Source organism: Saccharothrix espanaensis DSM 44229 (genome assembly GCF_000328705.1).
GTDB classification, from domain to species: domain Bacteria; phylum Actinomycetota; class Actinomycetes; order Mycobacteriales; family Pseudonocardiaceae; genus Actinosynnema; species Actinosynnema espanaense.
In genome coordinates, this window is record NC_019673.1 from 2524797 (window position 1) to 2550314 (window position 25518).

Sequence of the window (25518 nt, forward strand, 5' to 3'; positions counted from 1 at the left end):
ATGTGACGACATGGAACTGGACGTCCACCACCTGCGCCTGGTGCAGGCCATCGGCGTGACCGGGAGCCTGTCCGAGGCCGCGGTGCTGCTGGGCATCAGCCAGCCCGCGGTCAGCGGCAAGCTCAAACGCCTGGAGAACACGCTGGGCCAGCGGTTGTTCGACCGCGGCCCGAACACCGCCGCCACGCCCACCCCGACCGGCGAGCTGCTGCTGGACCGGATCAGCGCGGTGCTGCCGCTGATGGAAGGACTGGTGCGCGACATCGAGGCCCGCACCACCCCGCCCGGCCGGCCCCGGGTCGGCGGGGTGTGCTCGCCGATCCTCGGCCACCTGCCCACCATCGTGGGCAACCGGCTGCCCGGTGGCGCGGGCGCGTCGCTGTTCGACAGCGGGTGCCGCGAGCTGGTCGTGGACCTGGTGGAGCAGCGCCGGCTGGAAGTGGGCGTGGTCAAGGACTACCCGGGGTTCGAGGTGGTCGCGCCCGCGTGCGTCGGCACGGCCGTGGTCGCGCACGACCCGACGCTGGTGCTGCTGCCCGAGGACCACCCGCTGGCGCGGCACAAGGTGATCGAGCTGGCGCAGCTCGCGGACGAGGACTGGGCGCTGCCCGCGCCGGACTCGACCCGGTTCCACGAGTACTTCCACCGCACGTGCCGGGAGTACGGGTTCACGCCGCGCGTGCGGTACACCTCGGGTTCCTACGGGATGACCGTGGCGGCGGTGCGAAACGGGGCGGTCGGGCTGTCGCAGGCGGCGTGCGAGGGGCACCAGAACGTGGCGGTGCGGCTGCTCGCGGACGACGTGCTGGCGCGCCGGTTCCTGCTGGTGTGGCACCGGGACCGGGTGCCGGCCGGGTGCTCCCGGCTGCTGGTCGCGGACGCGGCGGCGGCCTACCGGGAGGAGTGCCTGACCTCACCGGTCTACTCCCGCTACCTGGCTTGAGCACATGTCCGGCTCGCGCGCTCCCCGGCTCGTACCAGCGGATCGAGCGTCGTCCGGATCGGGGAAGGGTGTCCACCGGTCGGCCCTCCGACCGGCGGACACCTCCCACCCTGCGAGTGGTCAGCGGTGCTCGGCGGGCGGTGCGGTGGTGCCGTGCACCCACGCCTCGTAGAACGCCGTCAGGTCCAGGTCCGCGACCGCGGCGGTGTAGAGCTCCCAGTCGTGCCAGCCCTGGTTCCAGTTGTCGTTGATCTCCGGGAACTCCCGCAGCACGGCGAAGAACTTGTCGTCACCGATCTTCTTGCGCAGCGCGTGCACCATCAGCACGCCCTTGTCGGTGACGGCGAACTCCCTGCCCCGCCCCGGATCGGCGAGCTTGCGGGCCCAGAACGCGGTGTCCGCGCGGCCCAGCCCCTCCTGGTAGCGCTGCTCGACCGGCAGCCCGCCGCGCGACTCCTCCCACAGCCACACCAGGTACCAGGCGAACGACTCGACCAGCGGCTGGTCCTGCCACATCTTGATGGCCAACTTGTTCCCCCACCACTGCGCGGCCACCGCGCGCACCAGCGCCGCCTGGTCGGCGCTCGCGCCGTAGACCGGGCGGCCCTGCGCCGGGTGGGTGTAGGCGAGCCGGTCGGCGACGTACATGCCGCCGGCCGTCGAGTACGGGTAAGGCCCGAGCTTGCCGGCGAGGAACTCCACGACGGCGGGCAGCGACGCGGCGAGCGCGGTGCTCGTGCCGGGCGCGAACGCGTCGAGCACGGGCGTGCCGCCGGGCAGCGCGGACTCCCGCACGGTGAACCGGTCGACTCCGATCACCGTGGCCGACGGCGCGATCGGCGTCTCCTCGGACCACCGTCCTTTGTGGATCTTGTCGCGCACGCCGTTGGACACGACGGTCCAGCCGGGCGGGACCGCCGCGTCGAGGTGGAAGGTCGCCTTGTCGGCCGTGGTGTCGTTGACCGGGAACCAGGTCGACGCCGAGTGCGGCGCGCCGGCGGCGAACGCGCCCCCGGTGCGGGAGACCCGCCACCCGGTCACGCCGCGCGGCGTCGACTCGGCCACCGGCCGGCCGCAGTAGACGACCTCGACCTTGAACGAGGTGCCCGCCGCCAGGGCGGTGGCCGGCGTGATGACCAGCTCGTGCTCCTTGGCACGGCTGAACTTCGCGGGCACGCCGTCGACCTTCACCGATGTCACGGACAGCCCGCGCAGGTCGAGGTCGAACCGGCTCAGCCGCTGCGTGGTCGTCGCCGTCACGACCGTCCGGGCGGTCAGGAACCGCAGGTTCGGGTCGTAGGACAGCGAGACGGCGTAGTCGGCCACGTCGTACCCGCCGTTGCCGTCGGTGGGGTAGTAGGGGTCGACGCCGAGCACCGTGCCGTTCGGCGCGACGTGGACGTACCCGTCGGTGCCGATCGTGTCGTCCGCGTGCGCCGGTGGGGCACACAGGGACAGGCCGCACAGCAGCAGGGTGGCGGACGTGACCGTCCGCCGGATCCGCACAGCCATAGGGGAAACCTCTCGCGCGCAGGGTCAGGGCCGGGTCAGTCTCGATCGACCGCCCGGCCCCGGACCACTGCCAGTTGCCTATGCCTGGGCGTTATCCCGGCCGGCCCACGCCTTGGCCAGCCCCAGCTTGCCCCCGGTGTGCATCAGCGAGCCGGAGTACAGCCTGCTCGCCAGCAGCACGATCACCACCACGGTGGCGGCCAGCAGCCCCAGCGCGGCCACCGCCTCCCACGCCTGCGCCTGACCCGCGAACAGCCGCACCGGCATCGCGATCGCGGCGGAGAACGGCACGAACGACAGCACCGTCATCACGGTCGCGTTGTCGGAGAAGAACAGCACGCCGAAGTACGGCCCGAACACCAGCATCATCACCAACCCCATGCTGGAGCCCAGGTCCTCCTGCCGGCTGACCAGCGAGCCCGCCACCGCCCACATCGAGGCCAGCAGCACGAAACCCAGCAGCAGGAACGGCACGAACCAGCCCAGCGCGGGCGCGATCAGCGCCAGCAGCTGCGAGTGCCCGCCCAGGCCGAGCGCGATCGGCGTGACGGCCGCGATCACCGCCACCTGCCCGAGCGTGAGCAGCGCGTGGCCCACGATCTTGCCCGCCAGCAGGGCCCGCACCGGGATCGTGGACACCAGGATCTCCACGATCCGGGTCTGCTTCTCGGTGACCGTGCTCTGCGCGATCGCCGCGCCGCCCATCCCGAACAGCAGGAACACGAACGCGAACACCATGATCACCAGTTGCCGCAGGCCCTGGTCGACGTCGGACGGGTCCAGCAGGTCGACCGGGGGAGCGGTGCGCAGCGACCCAAGCACGTCCACCGGCGGGTCGTTCAACGCGATCACCCGCACGCCGGTCGCGGACGTCCCGCTCTCGTCGGGCACCACGGCCGCCTTGACCTCGTCGTCGCGGATCAACGCCCGCGCGGCCTCGACGTCGGCGACCTGCCGGACCTCCAACCCGCTGTCGGCCAGCACGGCCACGGCCTTGGGTCCCACCGCGGCGACCTTCGTCTGGCCACCGCCCAGCACCGTGGGCAGCACGGCCATCGCGAACAGGCCGGCCACGATCACCGCCAGGCCGATCCAGAAACCCTTGGTGCGCAGGAGGGTCCTGATCTCGCGTTCGGCGACCAGCCGGGTGGCGGCGGCGAAGCTCTGCGTCCCGGTCGACATCTAGATCGCCTCCATGAAGATCTCGTCCAGCGTCGGCACGACGGGGGTGAAACCGCGCACCGGGCCCCGGCGCAGCGCGGTGTCCAGCACGAGCTGGTCGGCGTCCGGCGTGAGCAGCTCGAACACCGCGCGCGGCCCGTCCACGTCCACGACCTGAACGCCCGGGACGTCCCGCACCCACCCCGCGTCGGAGGCCACGACCAGTTCGAAGCGCGGCGTTCCGTGCCGGGCGCGGAGCTCGTCCCGGGCGCCGCTCGCGGCGATCCGGCCGCCGGAGATGATGACGACGTCGTCGCACAGCCGTTCCACCACGGCAAGCTGGTGGCTGGAGAACAGCACCGGCACGCCGCCCGCCGCGCGCTCGCGCAGCACCCGCAGCACGGTCTCGACCGCGATCGGGTCCAGGCCGGAGAACGGCTCGTCCAGGATCAGCAGCACCGGGTCGTGCACCAGGGCGGCGGCGATCTGCGCACGCTGCTGGTTGCCCAGCGACAGCTCTTCGAGCTTGTCCTTGGCGCGGTGGCCGAGTTCCAGCTCGTCGAGCAGGCGGGCGGTGTTGCGCCGCGCGGTCTCCTTGTCCAGCCCGTGCAGCCGGCCCAGCCAGGCGATCTGCTCGGCGACCCCCATCTTCGGGTAGAGCCCGCGCTCCTCGGGCATGTACCCGAACCGCTGCCGCACCGCCCCGGTGACCGGCTCGCCGTTCCAGGTGACGCTGCCGCTCTGCGCGGCCAGCACGCCCAGCACGATCCGCATGGTGGTGGTCTTGCCGGACCCGTTCGCCCCCAGGAACCCGGTCATCCGACCGGGCCGCACCTCGAACGACACCCCGTCGAGGACCCGGTGATCGCCGAAGCTCCGGCCGATCGATGTCACTGTCAACATGCCCGAACGGTAGGCGCGCACCCCTTGCGGGCACGTCCGGCGCGGGACCGACCCCCGGCGTCCTCCGCGCGGAGGACGCCGTTCGGCCGCCGGTCCGGTCACCGGCCGACGGCGGGCCCGGTCAGCCGTGACCCGGTGCGACGACGCCGTTCTCGTAGGCGTAGACGACGGCGTGCGTGCGGTCGCGCAGGCGCAGCTTGACCAGGATGCGCGAGACGTGCGTCTTCACCGTCGTCTCGCCCAGGTACAGCGCCGACGCGATCTCGGCGTTGCTGGCCCCGCGCGCCAGGTGCACCAGCACCTCGAACTCGCGCTCGGTCAGCTCCGCCGGCCGCGCGGCGCGCGTCGGCGGGCCCGGCGTGGCGAAGCGGGCGATCACCCGGCGGGTCACCTCGGGGGCCAGCAGGGCGTCGCCGCGGGCCACCACGCGCACCGACTCGACCAGGTCCTCCGGCGACGAGTTCTTCAGCAGGAACCCGCTGGCGCCCGCCCGCAGCGCCTCGAACAGGTAGTCCTCCCGGTCGAACGTGGTCAGGATGACGACCTTGATCGGGTGCTCCGCGCCGGCCGGGCCGAGGATCCGGCGGGTCGCCTCCAGCCCGTCCACGCCGGGCATCTGCACGTCCATCAGCACCACGTCCGGCCGCAGCCGCTCGACCACCTCCACGGCGGCCAGGCCGTCCCGCGCCTCGCCGACCACCTCGATGTCGTCCTCGGTGCCGAGGATGACCCGGAAGCCCGCCCGGACCAGGTCCTGGTCGTCGGCGAGCACCACGCGCAGCGCGCCGCTCATACCGGGAACCACGCCCGCACCCGGTAGCCGCCGCCGCGCCGGGGCCCGGCCTCCAGCCGACCGCCGTGCACCGCCACCCGCTCCCGCATCCCGACCAGCCCGAACCCGCCCCGCTCGGGCGCGCCCGACCGGCCGCGGCCGTCGTCGGCCACCTCGACCTCCAGCGTCGTCTCCAGGAACCGCACCCGGACGTCCGCCCGGCGCGCGCCCGCGTGCTTCACCACGTTGGTCAACGACTCCTGCACGATCCGGTACGCCGAGAGCGCCACCGCCGCCGGCACCGGGCGCGGGTCGCCGAACACGCCGTGGTCGACGTCGAGCCCGGTGGAGCGCGCCATCGCGGCCAGCTCGGGCAGCTGCGCCAACCCCGGCGAGGACGTCTCGCCGCCCTCCTGCTCGGGCTCCTCGTCCGGCTCGGCCCGCAGCACGCCGAGCAGCCCGCGCAACTCGCCGATCGCCGTGCGGGCGGTCTCCTCGACCGTCTGCAACGCCGACCGGGCCAGGTCCGGGTCGCGGTCGAGCACCCGCCGGGCCGCGCCCGCCTGCACGCCCATCACCGACACGTGGTGCGCCACCACGTCGTGCAGGTCACGGGCGATGCGCACGCGTTCGGCGACGATCGCGCCGCGGGTGTTCTGCTCCTGCGACAGCCGCAACTGCTCGCCCCAGTGCGCGAGCTCGGCCCGCCGGCGCGCGGACAGCCACGCCATGCCGCCGAAGAAGTACGCGGACAGGAAGAACATCAGGTTGAACACGATCCCGTAGAGCACCGACGCCAGCACCGGGTCCAGCGGCCCGGCCGCGCGCTCGAACGCCGGCGAGGGCGTGATGGTGAACCGCACCAGCCCGAACCCCAGCCAGCCGAACATCACCACGATGACGCCGATCCGCACCCGCCGCGCGGCGGTCCGGTTCTCGGCCCACGCGCCGGCGCTGTAGAGGGCGATGAACAGCGCGATGGACGGGATCAGGTTGTCGCCGACGTGGCGGGCCTGCCCGGCGAGGAACACCACGCCGACCACGAGCGGCACGATCAGCGGGTACCGCCGCCGCAGCGCCAGCGGCGCGCTCACCGCGACGCCCCACGCGTACTGCTCGGCCAGCGCCGGGCCGCTGCCCGCGGGGTGCACGCCCATGCTGCTGACCAGGGCCGTCATCACCACCGACCCGGCGGCCACGGCGAGCGCGAGCCACCAGTCGTGGCGCTGCCGCGCGGGGGTGGGACGGGGTCGTCGCCACTGGCTCCAGTCGAGGTCCCCGGCCGGTCGCGGCGGGTCGTCGGGACGGGGAGTCATGCCCCAGAACGTAGCTTGCGGTCGAGGTCGGAGGCCCGCCGGGTGCGCAGCCCCGACTTTGCAGAGCAGAGTGTGCAAAGTAGACTTTGCGGTCATGGGCACCGATGAGGACGTCGCGCTGGACCGGGCGCGCGCCCGCAGCCACCCGTTGCGGCTGGCGCTGCTCGACCTGCTGGCGCGCGGACCGCTGACCGCGACCGGGGCGGCCGCCGAACTGGGCACCAACAGCGGGGCGACGTCGTTCCACCTGCGCCGGCTGGCGCTGTTCGGGCTGGTGGAGGAGGTGGCCGGGCACACCGGCCGGGAGAAGCCCTGGCGGCTGGCGTCGCAGCCCGCCGACGCGCTGGACGAGCGGGACGACCTGCGCTACGCCCGGTGGCGCGAACAGCGGCACCGCTACCCGCGGCGGTGGCGGCGGCAGTCGGCCGCCGGCTACACCCTGCACTTGACGCCGGACGAGGTGGACGCGCTGGGCGCCGCCATCCTCGACCTGGTCGCGCCCTACTTCGACCGCGACCAGGACCCGCCGGCGGGCTCCGCCCCGGTCGCGCTGACCACCCGGATGTTCCCGCTGGCCGCACCGGAGGAACTGGAGCCGTGAGCCGACTGCCGATCGTCCTGTTCGGCCGGCCGGTGCTGCACGCGCCGACCCGTCCGGTGGAGGTCTTCGACGACGACCTGCGGCGGCTGGTCGCGGACCTGGTCGAGACGATGGCCGCCGCGCCGGGCGCGGGCCTGGCGGCCAACCAGGTCGGCGTCGACCTGCGGCTGTTCGTCTACGACTGCGGGCCCGGCCGGCGGGGTTGCCTGGTCAACCCGGTGCTGGAACGCCTGCCCGGCGGTCTCCAGGACGGCGAGGAGGGCTGCCTGTCCGCGCCGGGCCTGGCCTACGCCACGCCTCGGGCGTTGAACGTGCGGTGCAGCGGGGTGGACGAGCACGGGGTGCCACAGGTGGTCGAGGCGACGGGGTACCTGGCGCGGTGCTTCCAGCACGAGGTCGACCACCTCGACGGGACGGTCTACCTGGAACGCTTGGGCGGCAAGGCCCGCAGGCAAGCGGAACGCGACGTGGCGAACGCGTCCTGGCACGGCCGGGACGTGCGGTACGTCTGAACACCGGGCCGGAAGTCCGGCTCGTGACCCTTGGGCAGCCAGGGTGAGGTCCGGGGTGCGGCGGTGGTGGGCATCTGCTCGGTGGTGTGGTTGCGGAAGCAGGCGTGGGTCTGTCGGACGCGGGCGGTACTTCACGCCCTCGATCGGCATGAGGTGGGGTGTCTGGCGAGCCCCCGCCGGGTGATGCCGCTGTGGTGGGTGCAGCCGTTGTCGCCGACGACCGCGACGGCGAGGGGCGGTGAGCGGCAGGTCGGTGTCGGCGGCCCGTCTCCGCTCGACCGCCCGCAAGACTCCGCTGTGGAGCGCCCACAACAGTCCACAGTGGACTAAAGGCGTGGTCCGCCGCCGTCGAGCATGAGAATCTCACGGTCTGGCGGGTGTGCCGCGCACTGGTCGGCGCACGACCGCGCCTCGGAGAACCAGCCGAACCCGCGGCCCGGCCCAGCGCAGGAGAAAACCCCATGCCACGGACGTTCGACATGCCCCGCGAGGAACTCGCGACCTACCAGGGCACGAACCCCCGCCCGGAGGACTTCGACGTCTACTGGGACGGCGCGCTCGCCGAGCTGGACACCCTCGACCCCGGCGTGACCACCGAACCCGCCGCGTTCCAGACCCCGTTCGCCGAGTGCTCGCACCTGTGGTTCACCGGCACCGGCGGGGCGCGGGTGCACGCCAAGCTGCTGCGCCCGCGTGCCGGGGCGGGTCCGCGCCCGGCGGTGCTGATGTTCCACGGCTACAACGCGGGCTCGCCGGACTGGTCGGAGATGCTCGGCCACGTCGCGCTCGGCCACACCGTCGCCGCACTGGACTGCCGGGGCCAGGGCGGTCGGTCGCAGGACGTCGGCGGCGTGACCGGCTGGACGTTCCAGGGGCACATCGTGCGCGGCTTGGAGGACGCGCCGGACAACCTCTACTTCCGCCACGTCTACCTGGACACCGCGCTGCCGGCCCGGATCGTGATGGGCCTCGACGGCGTGGACCCGGACCGGGTCGGCGCGACGGGCATCAGCCAAGGCGGCGGGCTCACCCTCGCCTGCGCCGCGCTGGAGCCCAGGATCAAGCCGGCCGCGCCGGTCTACCCGTTCCTCAGCGACTTCCAGCGGGTGTGGGACCTCGACCTCGCGGTGGACGCCTACGAGGAGCTCACCGAGTGGTTCCGCCGCTTCGACCCGTTGCACGAGCGGGAGAAGGACGTGTTCACCCGGCTCGGCTACGTCGACGTTCAGCACCTCGCGCCGCGCATCCGCGCCGAGGTGCTGCTGGGCACCGCGCTTGGCGACACCGAGTGCCCGCCGTCCACCCAGTTCGCCGCGTTCAACAAGATCCCGGGCCCGAAGCGGGTCATCGCCTACCCCGACCACAAGCACGAACTCCTGCCCCTGCACAGCGACACCATCTACACCTTCCTCTCCGCGCTCTGAGCGTGTCCGCCCGTCCCCTCGGTCGCCGGCACCGGTCCCGGACCGCGGCGGCGTCCCGCGACAGCCCCGACGGCGGGTTCGGCGACCCCGGGTCCCCGTGTCCCAGCAGCCCAGCAGATCCCGGTTACCGGGGCTCACCGGCGCGCGGTTCGCCGCCGCCGCGTCGGTGTTCGCCTTCCACGTCTCGCTGGAGGGCTTCCTCGCCGATCCCGGCATCGCCGCCGTGTACGCCCGCGCGGTGGCGATGGCGGGGTGGACCGGGGTCGGGTTCTTCTTCGTGCTCAGCGGTTTCGTGCTGACCTGGTCGGCGCGCGCGGACGATGGGCCCCGCGCGTTCTGGTGCCGCTGGCTGGCCAAGACCTACCCGAACCACGTCGTCACCTGGGTGGTGGCGCTGATCGCGTTGACGGCGGTCGGCGCGGTGTCGGACTTCTGGCACGCGGTCGGCAACCTGTTCCTGCTGCACGCCTGGCTCCCGGTGCACGACCTGATCGCGAGCATGAACGACGTGAGCTGGTCGCTGTCCTGCGAGCTGTTCTTCTACCTCTGCTTCCCGCTGCTGCTGCGCTGGATCAGGAAGATCCGGCCGGAACGGCTGTGGCACTGGGCGGGCGGCGTCGTGGCGGCGGTCGTGGCGGTCCCGTTCCCCACCCCGCTGCTGCCGACCACCGAAGTCCTGCCGTGGGCCCCGGTCCCGGTCGGCGAGTTCTGGTTCGTCTACCTCGCGCCGCCGGTGCGGCTGCTGGACTTCGTGCTGGGGATGCCGGCCGCGCGGATCGTGCTCAGCGGCCGGTGGATCGACCTGCCGGTGCCGTTCGCGGTGGCGTTGACCGGGATCGGCTACCTGACGGCGTTGAACCTGCCGTTCACGCACGGCCTGGTGTCGGCGACGGTCGTCCCGCTGGCGCTGCTGATCCCGGCGCCGGCCGCGGTCGCGGAGCGCCTCGTGATCCAGCGTGGTGCCCTCGCGCGCCGACCTGACCGTCTACCTGGAGCGGACGCTGCCGGCCCCGCCGGACGCGGTGGGGGCGGCGTGGACGGACCCGGCGGTGCTGTCGGCGTGGTTCGGGCCGGTGCTGTCGGGCAGGCCCCGTCCGGGCGGCACGCACGTGCTCCAGGCGCAGGCCGGCGGCACCGTCACGTGCCGCGTGCTGGTCTGGGACGAGCCGACCGCGCTGGAGATGACCTGGGCGTACCCCGGCGAGGCGGCCACCCGGGTCCGGATCGCGCTCGCGCCGCACCCCGAGGGCAGCCGGCTGCGGCTGGCGCACGCCGGGCACCGGGACGACAACGACCTGGTGAACTACTCGGCGGGCTGGCACATGTACACCGATGTGCTGGCCGCGCACCTGGCGCGGCGGCCGCCGCCCGACCACGACGCCCGGTTCGAGGAGCTGCGGCCGGGCTACGCGCGGGCTGCGGGCGTGACCACGCGGGACCACTCGTGAACGCCCGTGGGGCGGCCGACCGGCCGCCCCACGGGGCCGTGCGGGGAACTCAGTACACGTAGCACTCGGTGCTGGAGTAGCTCGCCGCCCGCAGGTCCGCCGCGGCCAGGGTGCCGCGGAACCGGCGGTCGACCTCCGCCTTCTCGGCGGCGTTCGGCAGGTCGTTCTTGCAGGTCGCCGGGGCGCTGGAACCCGACATCAGGTCCGTGCACAGGCCGGTCCGGCGGTCCGGCAGACCGAGGATGTGGCCGATCTCGTGGGTGGTGATGCGGGGCCGGTAGTGGCCCTGCTGGACCGCCTGGCGACCCATGTACACCGTGCCGTTGCCGAGCGAGGTCGGCATCGCCCGGGGCCAGCCGTTGTCGGCGTAGATCCGGATGTTGACCGGCGTGCCGGGGCCCTTCTTGGCCAGCTTGACGTTGACGACGGACTTGTTCCAGTTCTCCGCTGCCTTGTCCCAGTCGGCCACGAACTCCTGGGCCTGGGTGGTGTCGTAGTACAGGGTGCGCACGAGCGCCTGGGACTCCGCCGCCGTGGCACCGGGGGCGGTGACCGCCACCAGCGGCAGCAGCGCGCCCAACGCCAGTACGGCGGCACGCGCGATCTTTCGCACGAGCATGGTGATCTCCTTTGAGCAGGGAACAGCCGGGAGCCTTCGACAGGGGGTGGCTCCCGTTGCCCAAGTAACCAGGCGTAGCGGATTATGAACAGACCCGTACGTAGGGTTTGAGGGTCACCAGCCCGGGACCGGAGGTGCCGCTCGTCCGGTTGTCGTAACGTGTTGGGCTGTCGGCGGCAGTGAACTGTGCCAATACCATCCACAAAGGACGCGAATGACCTCCGATCCGGTGCCGTGGTGGACCTCGGCCGTCGTGTACCAGGTGTACCCGCGCAGCTTCGCGGACGCGGACGGTGACGGGATCGGCGACCTGCTCGGCGCGGCGTCCCGGCTGGACCACCTCAAGCGGCTCGGCGTCGACGTGCTGTGGCTCTCGCCGGTCTACCTCTCGCCGCAGGCGGACAACGGCTACGACATCGCCGACTACCAGGTGATCGACCCGGTGTTCGGCACGATGGACGACTTCGACCGGCTGCTGGCCGCGGCGCACGTGCGCGGCATGAAGCTCATCATGGACCTGGTGGTCAACCACACCTCCGACCAGCACCCGTGGTTCATCGAGTCGCGGTCGGCCGCGCGCAACCCGAAGCGCGACTGGTACTGGTGGCGGCCCCCGCGCGAGGGGTTCGCGCCGGGCGAGCCGGGCGCGGAGCCGACCAACTGGGAGTCGTTCTTCGGCGGCTCGACCTGGACCCTCGACGAGCCGTCCGGCGAGTACTACCTGCACCTGTTCGACCGCCGCCAGCCCGACCTGAACTGGGAGAACCCCGAGGTCCGGCACGCGGTCCACGAGATGATGCGGTGGTGGCTGGACCGGGGCGTCGACGGGTTCCGGATGGACGTGATCAACCTGATCGCCAAGGACCCGGCGCTGCCCGACGGCGCGCCCACCGGCACCGGCGGCCTGGGTGACGGCTACCCGCACTACGGCACCCGCCCGCGCGTGCACGACTACCTGCGGGAGATGCACCGCGAGGTGTTCGAGGGCCGGCCCCGGCGGCTGCTGACCGTCGGCGAGATGCCCGGCGTGACGTGGGAGCAGGCCAGGCTGTTCACCGACCCGGCGCGGCGCGAGGTGGACATGGTGTTCCAGTTCGAGCACGTGTCGCTGGACCACGGACCGGGCGGCAAGTTCGACCCGCGCCCGCTGGACCTGCGCGACCTCAAGGCGTGCCTGGGCCGCTGGCAGACCGCGCTCGGCGAGGTCGGCTGGAACAGCCTGTACTGGAACAACCACGACCAGCCCCGGGTGGTGTCCCGGTTCGGCGACGACGACCGCTGGTGGCGCGAGTCCGCGACCGCCCTGGGCACCGTGCTGCACCTGCACCGCGGCACGCCGTACGTCTACCAGGGCGAAGAGCTGGGCATGACGAACGCGCCGTTCGCCGGGCCCGAGGACCTGCGCGACGTCGAGTCGCTCAACCACTACCGGCAGGCCGTCGCGGCGGGCGCGGACCCGGAGGCGGTGCTGCGCGGGATCCGCGCGATGGGCCGGGACAACGCGCGCACCCCCGTGCAGTGGGACGCGAGCCCGCACGCCGGGTTCGGCGCGGGGCAGCCGTGGCTCCCGGTCAACCCGAACCACACGTGGCTCAACGCCGAGGCGCAGTACGACGATCCGGCGTCGGTGTTCAACCACTACCGGCGGCTGATCGCGTTGCGCCACGAGCTGCCTGTGGTGGCACAGGGCGATTTCACGATGCTGCTGGCCGACCACCCGCAGGTGTACGCCTACGAGCGGACGCTGGGCGACGTGCGACTGCTGGTGGTGGCGAACCTCGGCGGCACCGCGCAAACGGTCGAGATCGACTGGCCCGCAACCGACCCGATCCTCTCCAACGTCGACCCGGCCCGCCTCGACGGCACGGTGGACCTCACGCCGTGGGCGGCACACGTGTACACGGTGGACTCCACCGGCTAACCGACCCCCGGACCTCCCGCTTCCCCACCGCCTGGTCGAGCGCTGCCCGGCGGTGTGCCGCCTGCTTTCGCGCCGCTCGGTCGGACGACGGCCATGCGTGTGGGTCCGCGTCGCCCGGTCGCGTGTGGCTCGTCGTAGGGGTGCGCGCCGGCCGGTGGCTGCGGATCGGGCGGGAGGGGTCGCGGGTGGGTGTCGTGACCGCATCGAGTGGTGGAACCGGTCGGCCGGCGGGTGACCGCAGGCCGCATGGACGATGCCGCGTTACTGCTGGAACACGCCCCCGCACTGGAGGACGTGCACCGGTCGTGCGGACCTCCGCACGGCGGTCGGCCGACGCGGACGGGGCGACGTTCGTGCTGCTCGACGACAGTCCGCGCGCCCTGCCACCACCAGGCCGGTGACCACCACCGCGCGGATCTCCGCTGCCACGCGTGCCGTGGGAGGTTAATCACGAGCTTCCCGGCACCCGCTCGTCCACACTGGACAGGTGCTGTTGACGCTGACCACCACCCACCGCCCGGCTACCGACCTCGGCCACCTGCTGCACAAGCATCCCGACCGGGCGCAATCGTTCTCCACCTCCTCCGGTCGCGCGCACGTCTTCTACCCCCGCGCGGACGAGGAGGAGTGCACTGTCGCGCTCCTGCTGGAGGTCGACCCGGTGGGGCTGGTCCGAGGCCCCGGCAGCACCCTCACGCAGTACGTCAACGACCGGCCGTACGTGGCGGGCTCGTTGTTCACCGTCGCCCTGGGCACGGTGTTCCGCACCGCGATGAACGGCCGCAGCCAGAGCCGCGCCGACCTGGCCGCCACCCCGATCCCGCTCACCGTGCGCCTGCCGGTGCTGCCGCACCGCCTGGTCGAGGCGCTGTTCACGCCGCTGGGCTGGACGGCGCGGATCACCCCGATCCCGCTGGACGACGAGGAGGACTCGCGGTACGCCGACGTCACCCTCACCGGCACGCTCACGCTGTCCGACGCCCTCAAGCACCTGTACGTGCTGCTGCCCGTGCTCGACGGCAGCAAGCACTACTACGTTTCCGAGGACGAGGTGGACAAGCTGCTGCGGGCCGGCGAGGGCTGGCTGGGCACGCACCCCGAGCGGGAGCTGATCACCACCCGGTACCTGATGCGCCGCCGCCCGCTGGTGCAGTCCGCGCTGGCGCGGCTGGCCGACGTGGAGGGGGTGGAGCCCGAGGAGTTGGACAACGCGCTCACCGAGCCGCGCGTCTCGCTCGCCGTGCAGCGCCGGGAAACCCTGGTGGCGCAGCTGAAGGAGGCCGGCGCGCGGCGCGTGCTCGACCTCGGCTGCGGTGGCGGGGCGCTGCTGCGCGCGCTGCTCGCGGACCCGTCGTTCACAGAGGTCCACGGCGTGGACGTGTCGGCGCAGGCGTTGAAGGTCGCCGCGCGCAAGCTCGGCCTGGAGCGGATGGGCGACCGGCAGCGCGAGCGGCTGACGCTGCGCCAGTCCTCGCTCACCTACGCCGACCCGGACCTGGCCGGGTACGACGCGGCGGTGCTGATGGAGGTCGTGGAGCACCTCGACCCGTCGCGGCTGCCCGCGCTGGAGAACTCGGTGTTCGTGGTGGCCCGGCCGCGCACGGTCCTGGTCACCACGCCGAACGTCGAGTACAACGCGCTGTTCGAGACGTTGCCCGCCGGGCAGTTCCGGCACTCCGACCACCGCTTCGAGTGGACCCGCGCGCAGTTCCGCGCGTGGGGCGACGCGATCGCCGCCCGGCGCGGCTACACCGTGCGCTACCTGCCCGTAGGGCCGGTTGACGCCGAGCGCGGCGCGCCGACCCAGCTCGCGGTCTTCACCCTGGGGGACGACAACTGATGGAGCTCAAGATCCCGGACCTGTGCCTGGTGGTGCTGGTCGGCGCGTCCGGCTCGGGCAAGTCCACGTTCGCGCGCAAGCACTTCAAGCCGACCCAGGTGCTGTCCGGCGACTACTTCCGCGGTCTGGTCGCCGACGACGAGAACGACCAGTCGGCGTCCGGCGCGGCGTTCGACGTGCTGCACTACGTGGCGGGCAAACGGCTCGAAGCCGGGCGCACCACCGTGGTGGACGCGACGAACGTGCAACGCGCCGACCGCGCGCACCTGGTCGAACTGGCCCGCGAGCACAACGTGCTGCCGGTGGTGATCGTGCTGGACGTGCCCGAGGAGGTGTGCCTGGCGCGCAACGCCGCCCGGCCCGACCGCGACTTCGGCCCGCACGTCGTGCGCCGGCACCGCACCGCGCTGCGCAAGTCGGTGAAGTTCCTCGCCAAGGAGGGCTTCCGGAAGGTGCACGTGCTGCGCGGCCAGTCCGAAGTGGACAGTGCGGTGATCGTGCCGGAGCGCCTGCTCAACGACCTGCGCCACGAGACCGGCCCGTTCGACGTGATCGGCGACGTGCACGGCTGCCGGGTGGAGCTGGAGGAGCTGCTGGTCGAGCTGGGCTACGACCTGGTGCGCGACGAGAGCGGCCGGGCCGTCGACGCGGTGCCGCCGGCCGGTCGGCGCGCGGCGTTCGTCGGCGACCTGGTGGACCGGGGCCCGGACACGCCCGGCGTGCTGCGCCTGGTGATGGGCATGGTCGACGCCGGGCACGCGTTCGTCGTGTGCGGCAACCACGAGCAGAAGCTGGTGCGCGCCCTGCGTGGGCGCAACGTGCAGCTCAAGCACGGCCTCGCGGAGTCGCTGGCGCAGCTGGCGCGGGAGCCCGAGGAGTTCCGCGCGACCGTCGAGCGGTTCTGCGACGGCCTGGTCTCGCACTACGTGCTCGACGGCGGCGACCTCGTGCTGGCGCACGCCGGCCTGCCGGAGCGCTACCACGGCCGGGCGTCCGGTCGGGTGCGCGGCTTCGCGCTCTACGGCGACACCACCGGCGAGACCGACGAGTACGGCCTGCCGGTCCGCTACCCGTGGGCGGACGAGTACCGAGGCCGCGCGACCGTCCTCTACGGACACACGCCGACCCCGGAAGCGGAGTGGGTCAACAACACCATGTGCCTGGACACCGGTGTGGTGTTCGGCGGCAAGCTGACCGCGCTGCGCTACCCGGAGCGCGAGCTGGTCTCGGTGCCCGCCCACGAGGTCTGGTACGAGCCGGTCCGACCGTTGGTCGTGCCGGAGGTCGAGCGCGCGCCGGACGTGCTGGCGCTGTCGGACGTGACCGGCCGCCGCACGATCGAGACGACCCACCGGGGTCGGGTCACCGTGCGCCCCGAGCAGGCCGCGTCGGCGCTGGAGGTGATGAGCCGCTTCGCGATCGACCCGAACGACCTGCTGTACCTGCCGCCGACAATGGCCCCGACGGCGACCTCGCGGCGCCCGGACGTCCTGGAGCACCCGGAGGAGGCGTTCGCCGAGTACTGCGCCGCCGGCGTGCGCGAGGTGATCTGCGAGGAGAAGCACATGGGCTCGCGCGCGGTCGTCCTGGTGCGCCAGGACTCCGGCGCGATCCACACCCGCACGGGCCGCCCGTTCTTCGACGGCCCGATCGCCGACGAGTTCCTGGCCCGGGTGCGCGCGGCGGTGACCGAGGCGGACCTGTGGGGCCGGTTCGAGACCGACTGGCTGCTCTTCGACGCCGAGCTGCTCCCGTGGAACGCCAAGGCGACGGGTCTGATCAAGGACCAGTACGCGGCCGTCGGCGCGGCGGCGGTCGGTGCGCTCTCGGCCGCCTCGGACGTCCTGGCGGCGGCCGCGGCGCGCGGTGTGGACGTGGCGGACCTGGTGGCGCGCACCGGTTCCCGGCTCGCGAACGCCACCGGCTACCGCGCTGCCTACCAGCAGTACATCTGGCCCACGGAGGGGTTGGAGGGCGTCCGCCTGGCTCCGTTCCAGCTCTTGGCGGCGCGCGGGCGGACCTTCCACGACCGCGACCACCTGTGGCACCTGTCGACCTTGGACGAGCTGCGCGGCGAGGTGTTCACCCGCACCCGCCACCGGGTGGTCGACACGACCGACGACGCGCAGGTGGCCGACGCCGTGCGCTGGTGGGAGGACCTCACCGCGGCCGGCGGCGAGGGCATGGTGGTCAAGCCCCTGGCCAACCTGACCAAGGGCGAGCGGGGCCTGGTGCAGCCGGGCATCAAGGTGCGCGGCCGCGAGTACCTGCGGATCATCTACGGCCCGGACTACACCGAACCGGATAACCTCGCCCGCCTGCGGCAGCGCGCCCTGGGTGCCAAGCGGTCGCTGGCGCTCCGCGAGTACGCCGTGGGGTTGGAAGCCCTGGAGCGCGCCGCTCGCGGCGAACCGCTGTGGCGGGTGCACGAGTGCGTGTTCGCGGTCCTGGCCCTGGAGTCCGAACCGGTCGACCCGCGCCTGTAGCCGGCCACCCTCGCCAGGCGGCCCGGTCAGGTCCCCGCCGCAGACCGTGCGCGGTCAGGTCGCCGGCCGCAGACCGTGCACGGTCAGGTCGCCGGCCGCAGACCGTGCACGGTCAGGTCGCCGGCCGCAGACCGTGCACGGTCAGGTCGAGCAGGCGGTCCACCGGGATGGTGGTGCGCTCGCTGCCCCACGCCAGGCCGGAGGCCAGGATTTGCACCTCCTTCGCGGTCACGTCCGCCGCCACCGCGCCCGCCGCCTGGGCCCGGACCAGCAGGCCGGCGGCGGCGCGCATCGCGGCGCACGCGGTGTGCAGGTCCGAGCCCTCGTCCCGCAGCGCCGCCGGCACCGACTCGGGCAGGCCCCGGTAGGTCGTGGAGCGGGTCACGAACTCGGTCAGCCACTCGCGCAGCGCGTCGGCCGGCGGCGCGGCGGCCAGCGCCTCGGCCTGGTCGCGCAGCAGCTCGAAGCGCTGCCGCAGCAGGGCTTCGAGCAGGGCTTCCCGGGTCGGGAAGTGCCGGTAGAGGGTGCCGATCCCGGCGCGGCGGGCGATCTCCCTCAACGTCCGGGCGCTGGTCCGAGACGCGGCGCGCCCAGGGCGCGGGAGCCGGCGGCGGCCGGCGCGGAGCTGGTCGCCGGCGACATGCGGGACCGCGGCTCGCTGGACCGGGCGGTGGCCGGCGCGCACGGGGTGTTCAGCGTGCAGCCCGCGGCCACGCCGGACGTGCCGGAGGTCGCGATGGGCGTCGCGGTCGCCGACGCCGCCGCGGCGGCCGGGGTCGGGCGCCTGGTCCACACCTCGGTCGGCGGGGCCGACCGGGACGCCGGGATCTCGCACTGGAGCACCAAGTGGCGCATCGAGCAGCACCTGCGCGGGCTCGGTCTGCCCACGACGGTGCTGCGGCCGGTGATGTTCATGGAGAACCACGCCAGGCCGGGGATGGGCGTGCTCGGCGAGCGGGCGCTGGTCCGGCTGGTCCCGCCGCACGCCACCGTGCAGCTCATCGCGGTGCGTGACATCGGGGCGCTCGCCGGGTTGGCGTTCGCCGACCCGGACCGCTACGCCGGGCAGGCGCTGGAGATCGCGGGCGACGAGGTCACGAGGGGTGACCTCGTCGCCGCGCTCGTTGCGGCGCTGGGCCGGGAGATCGACACCGGCCCGCTGCCGATCGTTCGCCGGGTGGCGGGCGGACATCACGGCGCTGCGGGCGCTGCACCCCGACCTGTGGGACCTGCCGACGTGGCCGGCGAACGGGGGCGCGGCGCTGCTCAAGGAGCACCGGGGCCAGGAGGAGCGCCGGGGCCAGGAGGAGGGCCGGGAGTAGGAGCAGCGCCGGGACCGGGAGTAGCGGCGGTGCCGGTCAGGGCGCGCCGGTCCACCTTGCCGTTCGCGGTGCGCGGCAACGCTTCCACCACCCGCACCCGGTCCACGATCATGTGGCGCGGCAGCCGTTCCGCGCAGCGGCGCTTGGCGTCGAGCAGGCCGAACGCGCTGCCGGCCGCGGGCACCACGTACGCCGTCAGCAGGGCGTCCATCCCGCTCCCGACGACGGCCACCGCCACCTCGCTCACCTGCGGGTGGGACTGGAGCGCGGCCTCCACGTCACCCAGCTCGACCCGGTTGCCGCGAAGCTTCACCATGTTGTCCCGGCGGCCGAGGTAGTGGAAGTCGCCGTAGCGCAGCACCACCCGGTCCCCGGTGCGGTACGGGCCGCGGTGCGGTTCGGCGCCGTGGTAGCCGAGCATCACCGTCGGACCGTCGACCACCAACTCGCCCTCTTCCCCCGGTGCCGCAGGGCTCCCGTCGTCCCGCTCGGCCCACGCCCGGTCGCCCGAGCAGGCCCGGCCGATCGGGGCCGGGTGCGTCCAGTCGGCCGGCACGTCGGTCACCTCGTAGAACGTGCAGACGTTCGTCTCGGTCGGTCCGTACAGGTTGAGCAGCCGGATCGCGGGGAAGCGGGACCGCAGTGCGCGCAGGTGGTCGACGGGGTACGGCTCGCCGGCGAACAGCACGGCCCGCAGGTCCGGTAGGTCGGCGGCGAGCAGCCCGCCGTCGCGCGCCATCAGGATCAGCACCGACGGCACCGAGTACCACACGGTGATCCGTTGCGCGGAAAGGAGTTCGACCAGCAGGCGCGGCGCGTACGCGGTCTCCTGCGGCACCAGGTGGACCGACGCGCCCGCCAGGAACGCGACGTAGAGGTCCAGCACGGACAGGTCGAAGTGCAACGGCGCGTGGTTGGCGAACCGGTCCGCCGACTCGGCCTTCAGCTCGACCGCCGCCCACTCCACGAACGCCATCGCGTTGCGGTGCGAGATCCGGACGCCTTTCGGGACCCCGGTGGAACCCGAGGTGTAGAGGATGTACGCCAGGTCGTCGAGCGAGGACCGCACCGGCGGCAACGGTTCCACCGGACCGCCGCCGAGCGTCACGCACGCGGTCGTGAACTCGTCGCCCAACGCCCGCGCGCCCTCCGGCGTGGTGATCACGACCCTGGGCGCGCAGTCCCGGATCACCTGCGCGGCCCGGTCGACCGGGCTCAACGGGTCGACCGGCACGTACGCCGCGCCGAGTCGCAACGCCGCCTGCATCGCGACGACGGAGACCGTGGACTTGGGCAGCCACAAGGCGACCCGGTCACCGGTCAGTACGTCCATTGTGGACAGCAGGTGGCCGAGACGGTCGGCCTCGACGTCCAGCTCGGCGTAGGTCAGCGCGCCGTCGCCCGCCGTCACGGCGAGCGCCGTGCTCGACGCGTGCTCCCGGACCAGGTCGTGCAGGAGTTTCACAGCCCCAGCTCCTTGGCCATCTGCTCCAACTGCATCTCGGACGTGCCGGAGAACGTGGTGGCCGCCAAGGCGTCCAGGAGTTCGTGCGCCACCCCCGGCCCGATGCGCACCCCGGTCCCGCCGAGGACCCGCACCGCGAACGCGGCCACGTCCACCGCGACCTCGCTGACCGCGAGCTTCGCGCCGGCCACGTCCAGCGCCGCCCGCCCGCCCCGGTCCAGCCGCCAGCACGCCTGCCACAGCAGCAGCCGGGCCGCCTCCAGCCGGCCGTGCAGCCGGGCGATCGCGTGCGCCACGGCCTGGTTCTTGCCGATCGCCCGGCCGAACTGGCGGCGCTCCCGGGCGTGCGCCACGCACCGCTCCAGCAGCCGCCCCGCCTGCCCCAGGTAGGCGGCGAACAGGCAGGTCCGCTCCCACCGCATGGACGACTGGAAGATCGCCGCGCCCTGCCCCGGCACGCCGAGCACGTGGTCTGCGGGGACCCGGCACCCCTCGAACCGGACCTCGCCCACCGGGCAGGTGTGCAGCACCGCCTTCTCGAACGGCTCCACCGAGAGGCCGGGCGTGTCCCGCTCCACGACGAACCCGGTCACGCCCAGGTGGCCGAACTCCGGGTCGGTGGAGGCGTAGACCACGAACACGTCGGCCTCGGGCGCGTTGCTGACGAACGACTTCACGCCGTCGAGCACGTAGTGGTCGCCGTCCGCGCGGGCGGTCGCGCGCAGCGCCGTGACGTCGGACCCCGCGTCCTGCTCGGTGATCGCGTTCGCCCCGACCCACTCGCCCGACGCGAGCAGCGGCAGCACCCGTTCGCGCACCCGCTCGTCGCCGTGCTCGGCGATCGGCATCGCGCACGCGAACAGGTGGGCCAGCGCGGCGAACACCAGCCCCAGGTCCGGGCAGCCGAGCCCGAACGCCTCCATGGCGCGGGCGGTGTCGAGGAACCCGCGCCCGGAGCCGCCGTGCTCGGCGGGCACGCTGTAGCCCAGCAGCCCGGCCTCGCCGCACCGCCGCCACCGCTCCCCGGCCAGGCCGGCCGGCCGCTCGTCGGGCCAACCGGCGGTCGCCGCGCGGACGCGGTCGAAGTCGGCCTGCGCGGCCGGGTGCCATCCGAAGTCCACGCGACCGAACAGTAAGCAGCCCGCGCCGGGTTGTCCTCCCCTGGAATACCGGCCCCGACCTGGCCGCACGGACAGGTCCGGCCTCCGCCGAACGGCCGGCCGCACCCGCCATTCCGACGGAAGACAGCGGTTTTCCACCCCTCATAGCATCCCCACCACATCCGGTGGTGCGGCACGGATACGGAGATGTGCATGGAACACGCTGAGGTGCTCGGCACGCTGACGGAGTTCATCAGGGAGAAGGTGCTGGACTCCGCCGGGGTGGAGGTCCTCCCGGACACCCCGCTGCTGGAGTGGGGCATCCTTAACAGCCTGTCCACGACCGCCCTGGTCGTGTTCATCGGCGAGCGGCTCGGGGTCGACGTGCCCGCCGAACGCATGGTGGGCCGCAACTTCCGGGACCTGGACAGCATCACGCGGTTGGTGCTCGAACTGGAGAACGACGTCCGCGAGTCTGAGCTGGGGGCACTGTGACAGACGTTGACTTCGACATCGGCATCATCGGCGGCGGCCCCGCCGGTTCCACCATCGCCTCCTACCTGGCCAAGGCGGGCATGTCGGTCGTGCTGCTGGAGGGCGAGCTGTTCCCCCGGCCGCACGTGGGGGAGTCGCTGATCCCGGCGACCACCCCGGTGCTGGCCGACATCGGGGCACTGGCCAAGGTGGACGAAGGCGGGTTCCCGCGCAAGTACGGCGCGGCCTGGACCTCCGCCACCAGCAACGACATCTCCAACCTGGGTTTCAAGCTCTCGCACGGGTTCAAGGCCGCCGAGGTCGAGTTCCGCGAGCGCGACCAGAAGAACGTCGACCAGGACTACACCTACCACGTCGACCGCGGCCAGTTCGACCTGCTGCTGCTGCAGCACAGCGAATCCCTGGGCGCGAAGGTCTACGAGGGCGTGCGGGTCCAGCGGGTCGAGCTGGCGGAGGACGTCAAGAAGATCGTGTTCACCCTGGGGCGGCGGGAGATCGGCGTCCGGGTGCGGCTGGTGGTCGACGCCAGCGGGCGCAGCACCCTGCTCGGCCGCCAGCTCAAGCTCAAGGTGCCCGACCCGGTGTTCAACCAGTACGCCATCCACACCTGGTTCGACGGCCTGGACCGGTCGGCGCTCGCGGTGGACAAGAAGCAGGCCGACTTCATCTTCATCCACTTCCTGCCGATCACCGACACGTGGGTCTGGCAGATCCCCATCACCGACACCATCACCAGCGTCGGCGTGGTGACCCAGAAGAAGCACTTCACCGCCGCCAACCAGCAGTGGGGCGCGTTCTTCGAGGAGTCCATGGCGAGCCGGCCGGAGCTGGCCGAGGCGCTGCGCAAGGCCGAGCGGGTCCGCCCGTTCAAGCCGGAGGGCGACTACAGCTACGCCATGAGGCAGGTCTGCGGCGACGGCTGGCTGATGGTCGGCGACGCGGCCCGGTTCGTGGACCCGATCTTCTCCAGCGGCGTCAGCGTCGCCATGAACAGCGCGCGCATCGCCTCCTACGACATCCTCGAAGCCGCCGAGCGCGGGGACTTCGGCAAGCCCTCGTTCGACCGCTACGAGGCCAAGCTGCGCCGCGCGGTGAGCAACTGGTACGAGTTCATCTCGATCTACTACCGCCTCAACATCCTGTTCACCGCCTTCGTCGCGGACCCGCGCTACCGGCTGGACGTGCTGCGGATGCTCCAGGGCGACGTGTGGGACGGCGACGGCGAACCGGCGGCGCTGACCCGGATGCGGGACATCACCCGCGAGGTCGAGGAGAACCCGGACCACCTGTGGCACCCGCACCTGGGCACGCTGCGCGCGCCGAGCCAGGCACCGATGTTCTGAGGAGACGAGTGACGTGAAGAAGTACTTGCTGTCCGAGGACGACCTGCCCGCCCAGTGGTACAACATCCTGCCGGACCTGCCCAAGCCGCTGCTGCCGCCGCTGCACCCGGTGACCCACGAGCCGATCACCGCCGCCGACCTCCAGCCGCTGCTGCCCGACGAGGTGATCGCGCAGGAGTTCAGCCCGCAGCGGTGGATCGACATCCCCGAGGAGGTCCGCGACGTCCTCAAGATCTGGCGGCCCTCCCCGCTGTACCGGGCGGACCGGCTGGAGAAGGCGCTGGACACCCCGGCCAAGATCTACTTCAAGTACGAGGCGGTCTCGCCCGCCGGCTCGCACAAGCCGAACACCGCCATCCCGCAGGTGTTCTACAACGCCCGCCAGGGCGTGAAGCGGGTGACCACGGAGACCGGCGCGGGCCAGTGGGGCTCGGCGCTGTCCTTCGCGGGCAGCCTGTTCGGCGTCGAGGTCACCGTCTACATGGTCAAGGCGTCCTTCCAGCAGAAGCCGCACCGGCGCTCGCTGATGGAGACCTGGGGCGGCGAGGTGTTCGCCTCGCCCAGCACGCGCACCCAGGCGGGCCTGAAGATCCTGGCCGACGACCCGGACTCGCCGGGCAGCCTCGGCATCGCGATCAGCGAGGCCGTGGAGGACGCGCTGGCCCACGACGACACCAAGTTCGCGCTCGGCTCGGCGATGAACCACGTGGTGCTGCACCAGACCGTGATCGGCCTGGAGGCCAAGCGCCAGCTCGAGATCGCCGGCGACTACCCGGACGTCGTGGTCGGCTGCGTCGGCGGCGGGTCGAACTACTCCGGCCTGACCTTCCCGTTCCTGGCCGACACGCTGACCGGGCGGCGCACCGGGACCCGGTTCATCGCCGCCGAGCCCTCCGCGTGCCCGACGTTGACCAGGGGGCAGTACGCCTACGACTACCCGGACACCGCGGGCCTGGGGCCGTTGCTGCACATGAAGACCATGGGCCACGGCTTCATCCCGCCGCCCATCCACGCGGGCGGCCTGCGCTTCCACGGCGACGCGCCCACGTTGTGCCTGCTGCACGACGAGGGCTTCGTGGAAGCCCGCGCCTACAACCAGAACGAGGTCTTCACCGAGGCCGTGCGGTTCGCCCGCACCGAGGGCTTCGTGATGGCGCCCGAGTCGTCGCACGCGCTGCGCGGCGCGGTCGCCGAGGCGCTGGCCGCCAAGGAGGCCGGCGAGGCCCGCACGATCCTGTTCGGGTTCTCCGGTCACGGCCACTTCGACATGGGCGCGTTCGACTCGTTCCTGGCGGGCCGGTTGGAGGACTACGACCTGCCGCAGGAGCAGATCGACGCGGCGCTGGCCGACCTGCCGAACATCCCGGCCAGGACGGTCTGAGTGTCCGGAGTGGACTGGGTGGACGTGCACCACCACGCGTACCACGGGCGGCTGGCCGACGCGCTGGCCGCCCGCGGCGTGACCCACATGGCACCGGGCGTGCCGGTGCCGCGCTGGGACCCCGCCGACACGGTCGCGGTGATGGCCGAGCACGACCTGGCCGCCGTCGTGCTCTCGGTGCTGGTGCCCGACGCCGCGCTGGTGCTCCCGGACGCGGCGGCGCTGGTGCGGCAGACCAACGAGTGGACGGCGGAGGTGGTGCGCGAGCGCCCGGAGCGGTTCGGCCTGCTGGCCACCCTGCCGCTGCCGGACCTCGACGCCGCGTTGGCCGAGGTCGCGCACGCCTACGACGTGCTGGGCGCGGACGGCGTGGTGCTGCCCGCCTCCCTGGCCGACGGCGCGATCCTGGGCGACCCCGGCCTGGACCCCCTGCTGGCGGAGCTCGACCGGCGGGACGCCGTGGTGTTCCTGCACCCGAACCCCCACTACCGGTGTTCGTGCACGGGCGCGTCGGACTTCGCCGCCGCCGTGCCGCCGCCGCTGGTCGACTTCGTCATGGACACCACCCGCGCGGTGGCGAACCTGCTGTTCCGGGGCGCGCTGCGGCGGTTCCCCCGGATCCGGTTCGTGCTCGCGCACGGCGGCGGGACCATCCCGTTCCTGGTGGGCCGGCTGGAACTGGCCCGCACCTGGGTGCTGCCCGGCCAGGACGGGTCGGTGGGCGAGGAGCTGGGCCGGCTCTACTACGAGACCGCGCAGTCCTCCACGGCCGCCGCGCTGGCGTGCGTGGAGGCCGTCGCGCGGCCGGGGCACGTGCTGTTCGGCACGGACTTCCCGTTCATGGGCGCGGCGGTGGTCGGGCAGACCCGGCGCGAGGTGGCCGCGCACCGGCCGGACATCGGCGCGGCGGGGCTGGCGCTGTTCCCCCGGCTGCGCGCCGCCGCGAGGAGGTAG

At 72.9% G+C, this 25518-nt stretch carries 22 protein-coding genes and 3 pseudogenes; 15 read left to right on the plus strand and 10 right to left on the minus strand.

The window, feature by feature from the left end:
• Positions 1-10: 10 nt before the first annotated feature.
• Positions 11-943, plus strand: a complete 933-nt coding sequence (locus BN6_RS11580; RefSeq protein ID WP_015099812.1) for a LysR family transcriptional regulator — start codon at positions 11-13, stop codon at positions 941-943.
• Between the two features lie 120 nt (positions 944-1063).
• On the opposite strand, the gene BN6_RS11585 is transcribed toward BN6_RS11580, so the two are convergent.
• From BN6_RS11585 to BN6_RS11605, 5 genes are all read right to left on the minus strand, one after another.
• Positions 1064-2455, minus strand: coding sequence for a M1 family metallopeptidase (locus BN6_RS11585; RefSeq protein ID WP_015099813.1), 1392 nt, complete (start codon positions 2453-2455; stop codon positions 1064-1066).
• Between the two features lie 78 nt (positions 2456-2533).
• The gene (locus tag BN6_RS11590) at positions 2534-3637 is read right to left on the minus strand and encodes an ABC transporter permease (RefSeq protein ID WP_015099814.1); all 1104 of its coding nucleotides are present in this window, start codon (positions 3635-3637) and stop codon (positions 2534-2536) included.
• On the minus strand, positions 3638-4519 hold the full coding sequence (locus BN6_RS11595) for an ABC transporter ATP-binding protein (protein ID WP_015099815.1): 882 nt from the start codon (positions 4517-4519) through the stop codon (positions 3638-3640). It abuts the gene before it with no gap.
• A 121-nt stretch (positions 4520-4640) separates the two neighbouring features.
• Positions 4641-5312 (minus strand): response regulator, encoded by a 672-nt coding sequence (locus BN6_RS11600; protein WP_041312603.1) that lies wholly within the window; start codon positions 5310-5312, stop codon positions 4641-4643.
• The gene (locus BN6_RS11605) at positions 5309-6607 is read right to left on the minus strand and encodes a sensor histidine kinase (RefSeq protein WP_015099817.1); all 1299 of its coding nucleotides are present in this window, start codon (positions 6605-6607) and stop codon (positions 5309-5311) included. The genes BN6_RS11600 and BN6_RS11605 overlap by 4 nt, the downstream gene beginning before the upstream one ends.
• Positions 6608-6701: 94 nt before the next feature.
• Here BN6_RS11605 and BN6_RS11610 point away from each other — a divergent pair, with 94 nt between their 5' ends.
• On the plus strand, positions 6702-7208 hold the full coding sequence (locus BN6_RS11610; protein ID WP_015099818.1) for a helix-turn-helix domain-containing protein: 507 nt from the start codon (positions 6702-6704) through the stop codon (positions 7206-7208).
• Positions 7205-7720 carry a peptide deformylase gene (gene def / locus BN6_RS11615; RefSeq protein WP_015099819.1) on the plus strand — a complete coding sequence of 172 codons (516 nt, stop codon included), beginning with the start codon at positions 7205-7207 and terminating at the stop codon, positions 7718-7720. The genes BN6_RS11610 and def overlap by 4 nt, the downstream gene beginning before the upstream one ends.
• A 5-nt stretch (positions 7721-7725) precedes the next feature.
• Here the strand turns inward: def and BN6_RS49950 are convergent.
• Positions 7726-7947, minus strand: a pseudogene (locus BN6_RS49950) (IS630 family transposase); the annotation flags it as partial.
• A 234-nt stretch (positions 7948-8181) separates the two neighbouring features.
• On the opposite strand from BN6_RS49950, the gene BN6_RS11625 reads away from it, so the two are divergent.
• The 3 genes and pseudogenes from BN6_RS11625 (at position 8182) to BN6_RS50165 (ending at position 10592) form a co-directional block, all read left to right on the plus strand.
• Positions 8182-9144, plus strand: coding sequence for an acetylxylan esterase (locus BN6_RS11625; protein ID WP_015099820.1), 963 nt, complete (start codon positions 8182-8184; stop codon positions 9142-9144).
• A gap of 97 nt (positions 9145-9241) precedes the next feature.
• A pseudogene (locus BN6_RS50160) lies at positions 9242-10018 on the plus strand (acyltransferase family protein); the annotation flags it as partial.
• 148 nt (positions 10019-10166) lie between these two features.
• Positions 10167-10592, plus strand: coding sequence for an SRPBCC domain-containing protein (locus BN6_RS50165; RefSeq protein WP_041316543.1), 426 nt, complete (start codon positions 10167-10169; stop codon positions 10590-10592).
• Positions 10593-10641: 49 nt separating this feature from the next.
• Here BN6_RS50165 and BN6_RS11635 read toward each other — a convergent pair whose 3' ends face one another.
• On the minus strand, positions 10642-11211 hold the full coding sequence (locus BN6_RS11635; protein WP_015099822.1) for a snapalysin family zinc-dependent metalloprotease: 570 nt from the start codon (positions 11209-11211) through the stop codon (positions 10642-10644).
• Positions 11212-11425: 214 nt separating this feature from the next.
• Here BN6_RS11635 and BN6_RS11640 point away from each other — a divergent pair, with 214 nt between their 5' ends.
• The 3 genes from BN6_RS11640 to BN6_RS11650 all read left to right on the plus strand — a co-directional run bounded on the left by BN6_RS11640 (position 11426) and on the right by BN6_RS11650 (position 17458).
• Positions 11426-13132 carry a glycoside hydrolase family 13 protein gene (locus tag BN6_RS11640; RefSeq protein ID WP_015099823.1) on the plus strand — a complete coding sequence of 569 codons (1707 nt, stop codon included), beginning with the start codon at positions 11426-11428 and terminating at the stop codon, positions 13130-13132.
• 487 nt (positions 13133-13619) lie between these two features.
• On the plus strand, positions 13620-14972 hold the full coding sequence (locus BN6_RS11645; RefSeq protein ID WP_015099824.1) for a 3' terminal RNA ribose 2'-O-methyltransferase Hen1: 1353 nt from the start codon (positions 13620-13622) through the stop codon (positions 14970-14972).
• Positions 14972-17458 (plus strand): polynucleotide kinase-phosphatase, encoded by a 2487-nt coding sequence (locus BN6_RS11650; RefSeq protein ID WP_015099825.1) that lies wholly within the window; start codon positions 14972-14974, stop codon positions 17456-17458. The genes BN6_RS11645 and BN6_RS11650 overlap by 1 nt, the downstream gene beginning before the upstream one ends.
• Positions 17459-17570: 112 nt before the next feature.
• Here the strand turns inward: BN6_RS11650 and BN6_RS11655 are convergent, their stop codons facing one another.
• The gene (locus BN6_RS11655) at positions 17571-18017 is read right to left on the minus strand and encodes a helix-turn-helix domain-containing protein (protein WP_051075525.1); all 447 of its coding nucleotides are present in this window, start codon (positions 18015-18017) and stop codon (positions 17571-17573) included.
• A gap of 81 nt (positions 18018-18098) precedes the next feature.
• On the opposite strand from BN6_RS11655, the pseudogene BN6_RS50170 reads away from it, so the two are divergent.
• Positions 18099-18548 (plus strand): annotated as a pseudogene (locus BN6_RS50170) (NmrA family NAD(P)-binding protein); the annotation flags it as partial.
• A gap of 13 nt (positions 18549-18561) precedes the next feature.
• Entirely contained in the window at positions 18562-18780 is a 219-nt protein-coding gene (locus BN6_RS47260; protein WP_041312607.1) for a hypothetical protein, read from the plus strand.
• On the opposite strand, the gene BN6_RS11665 is transcribed toward BN6_RS47260, so the two are convergent.
• On the minus strand, positions 18725-20245 hold the full coding sequence (locus BN6_RS11665; RefSeq protein ID WP_015099827.1) for an amino acid adenylation domain-containing protein: 1521 nt from the start codon (positions 20243-20245) through the stop codon (positions 18725-18727). The two genes, BN6_RS47260 and BN6_RS11665, sit on opposite strands and share 56 nt — an antisense overlap.
• Positions 20242-21366, minus strand: a complete 1125-nt coding sequence (locus tag BN6_RS11670) for an acyl-CoA dehydrogenase family protein (RefSeq protein ID WP_051075527.1) — start codon at positions 21364-21366, stop codon at positions 20242-20244. The genes BN6_RS11665 and BN6_RS11670 overlap by 4 nt, the downstream gene beginning before the upstream one ends.
• Positions 21367-21558: 192 nt before the next feature.
• On the opposite strand from BN6_RS11670, the gene BN6_RS11675 reads away from it, so the two are divergent.
• From BN6_RS11675 to BN6_RS11690, 4 genes are read left to right on the plus strand one after another with little or no spacing between them, the layout of a single operon-like run.
• Positions 21559-21840, plus strand: coding sequence for a phosphopantetheine-binding protein (locus BN6_RS11675; RefSeq protein ID WP_015099829.1), 282 nt, complete (start codon positions 21559-21561; stop codon positions 21838-21840).
• Entirely contained in the window at positions 21837-23183 is a 1347-nt protein-coding gene (locus BN6_RS11680) for an NAD(P)/FAD-dependent oxidoreductase (protein WP_015099830.1), read from the plus strand. Before BN6_RS11675 ends, BN6_RS11680 begins: the two co-directional genes overlap by 4 nt.
• A 13-nt stretch (positions 23184-23196) precedes the next feature.
• Positions 23197-24564: a TrpB-like pyridoxal phosphate-dependent enzyme gene (locus BN6_RS11685; protein ID WP_015099831.1), complete on the plus strand. Its 1368-nt coding sequence runs from the start codon at positions 23197-23199 to the stop codon at positions 24562-24564.
• Positions 24565-25518 carry an amidohydrolase family protein gene (locus BN6_RS11690; protein WP_015099832.1) on the plus strand — a complete coding sequence of 318 codons (954 nt, stop codon included), beginning with the start codon at positions 24565-24567 and terminating at the stop codon, positions 25516-25518.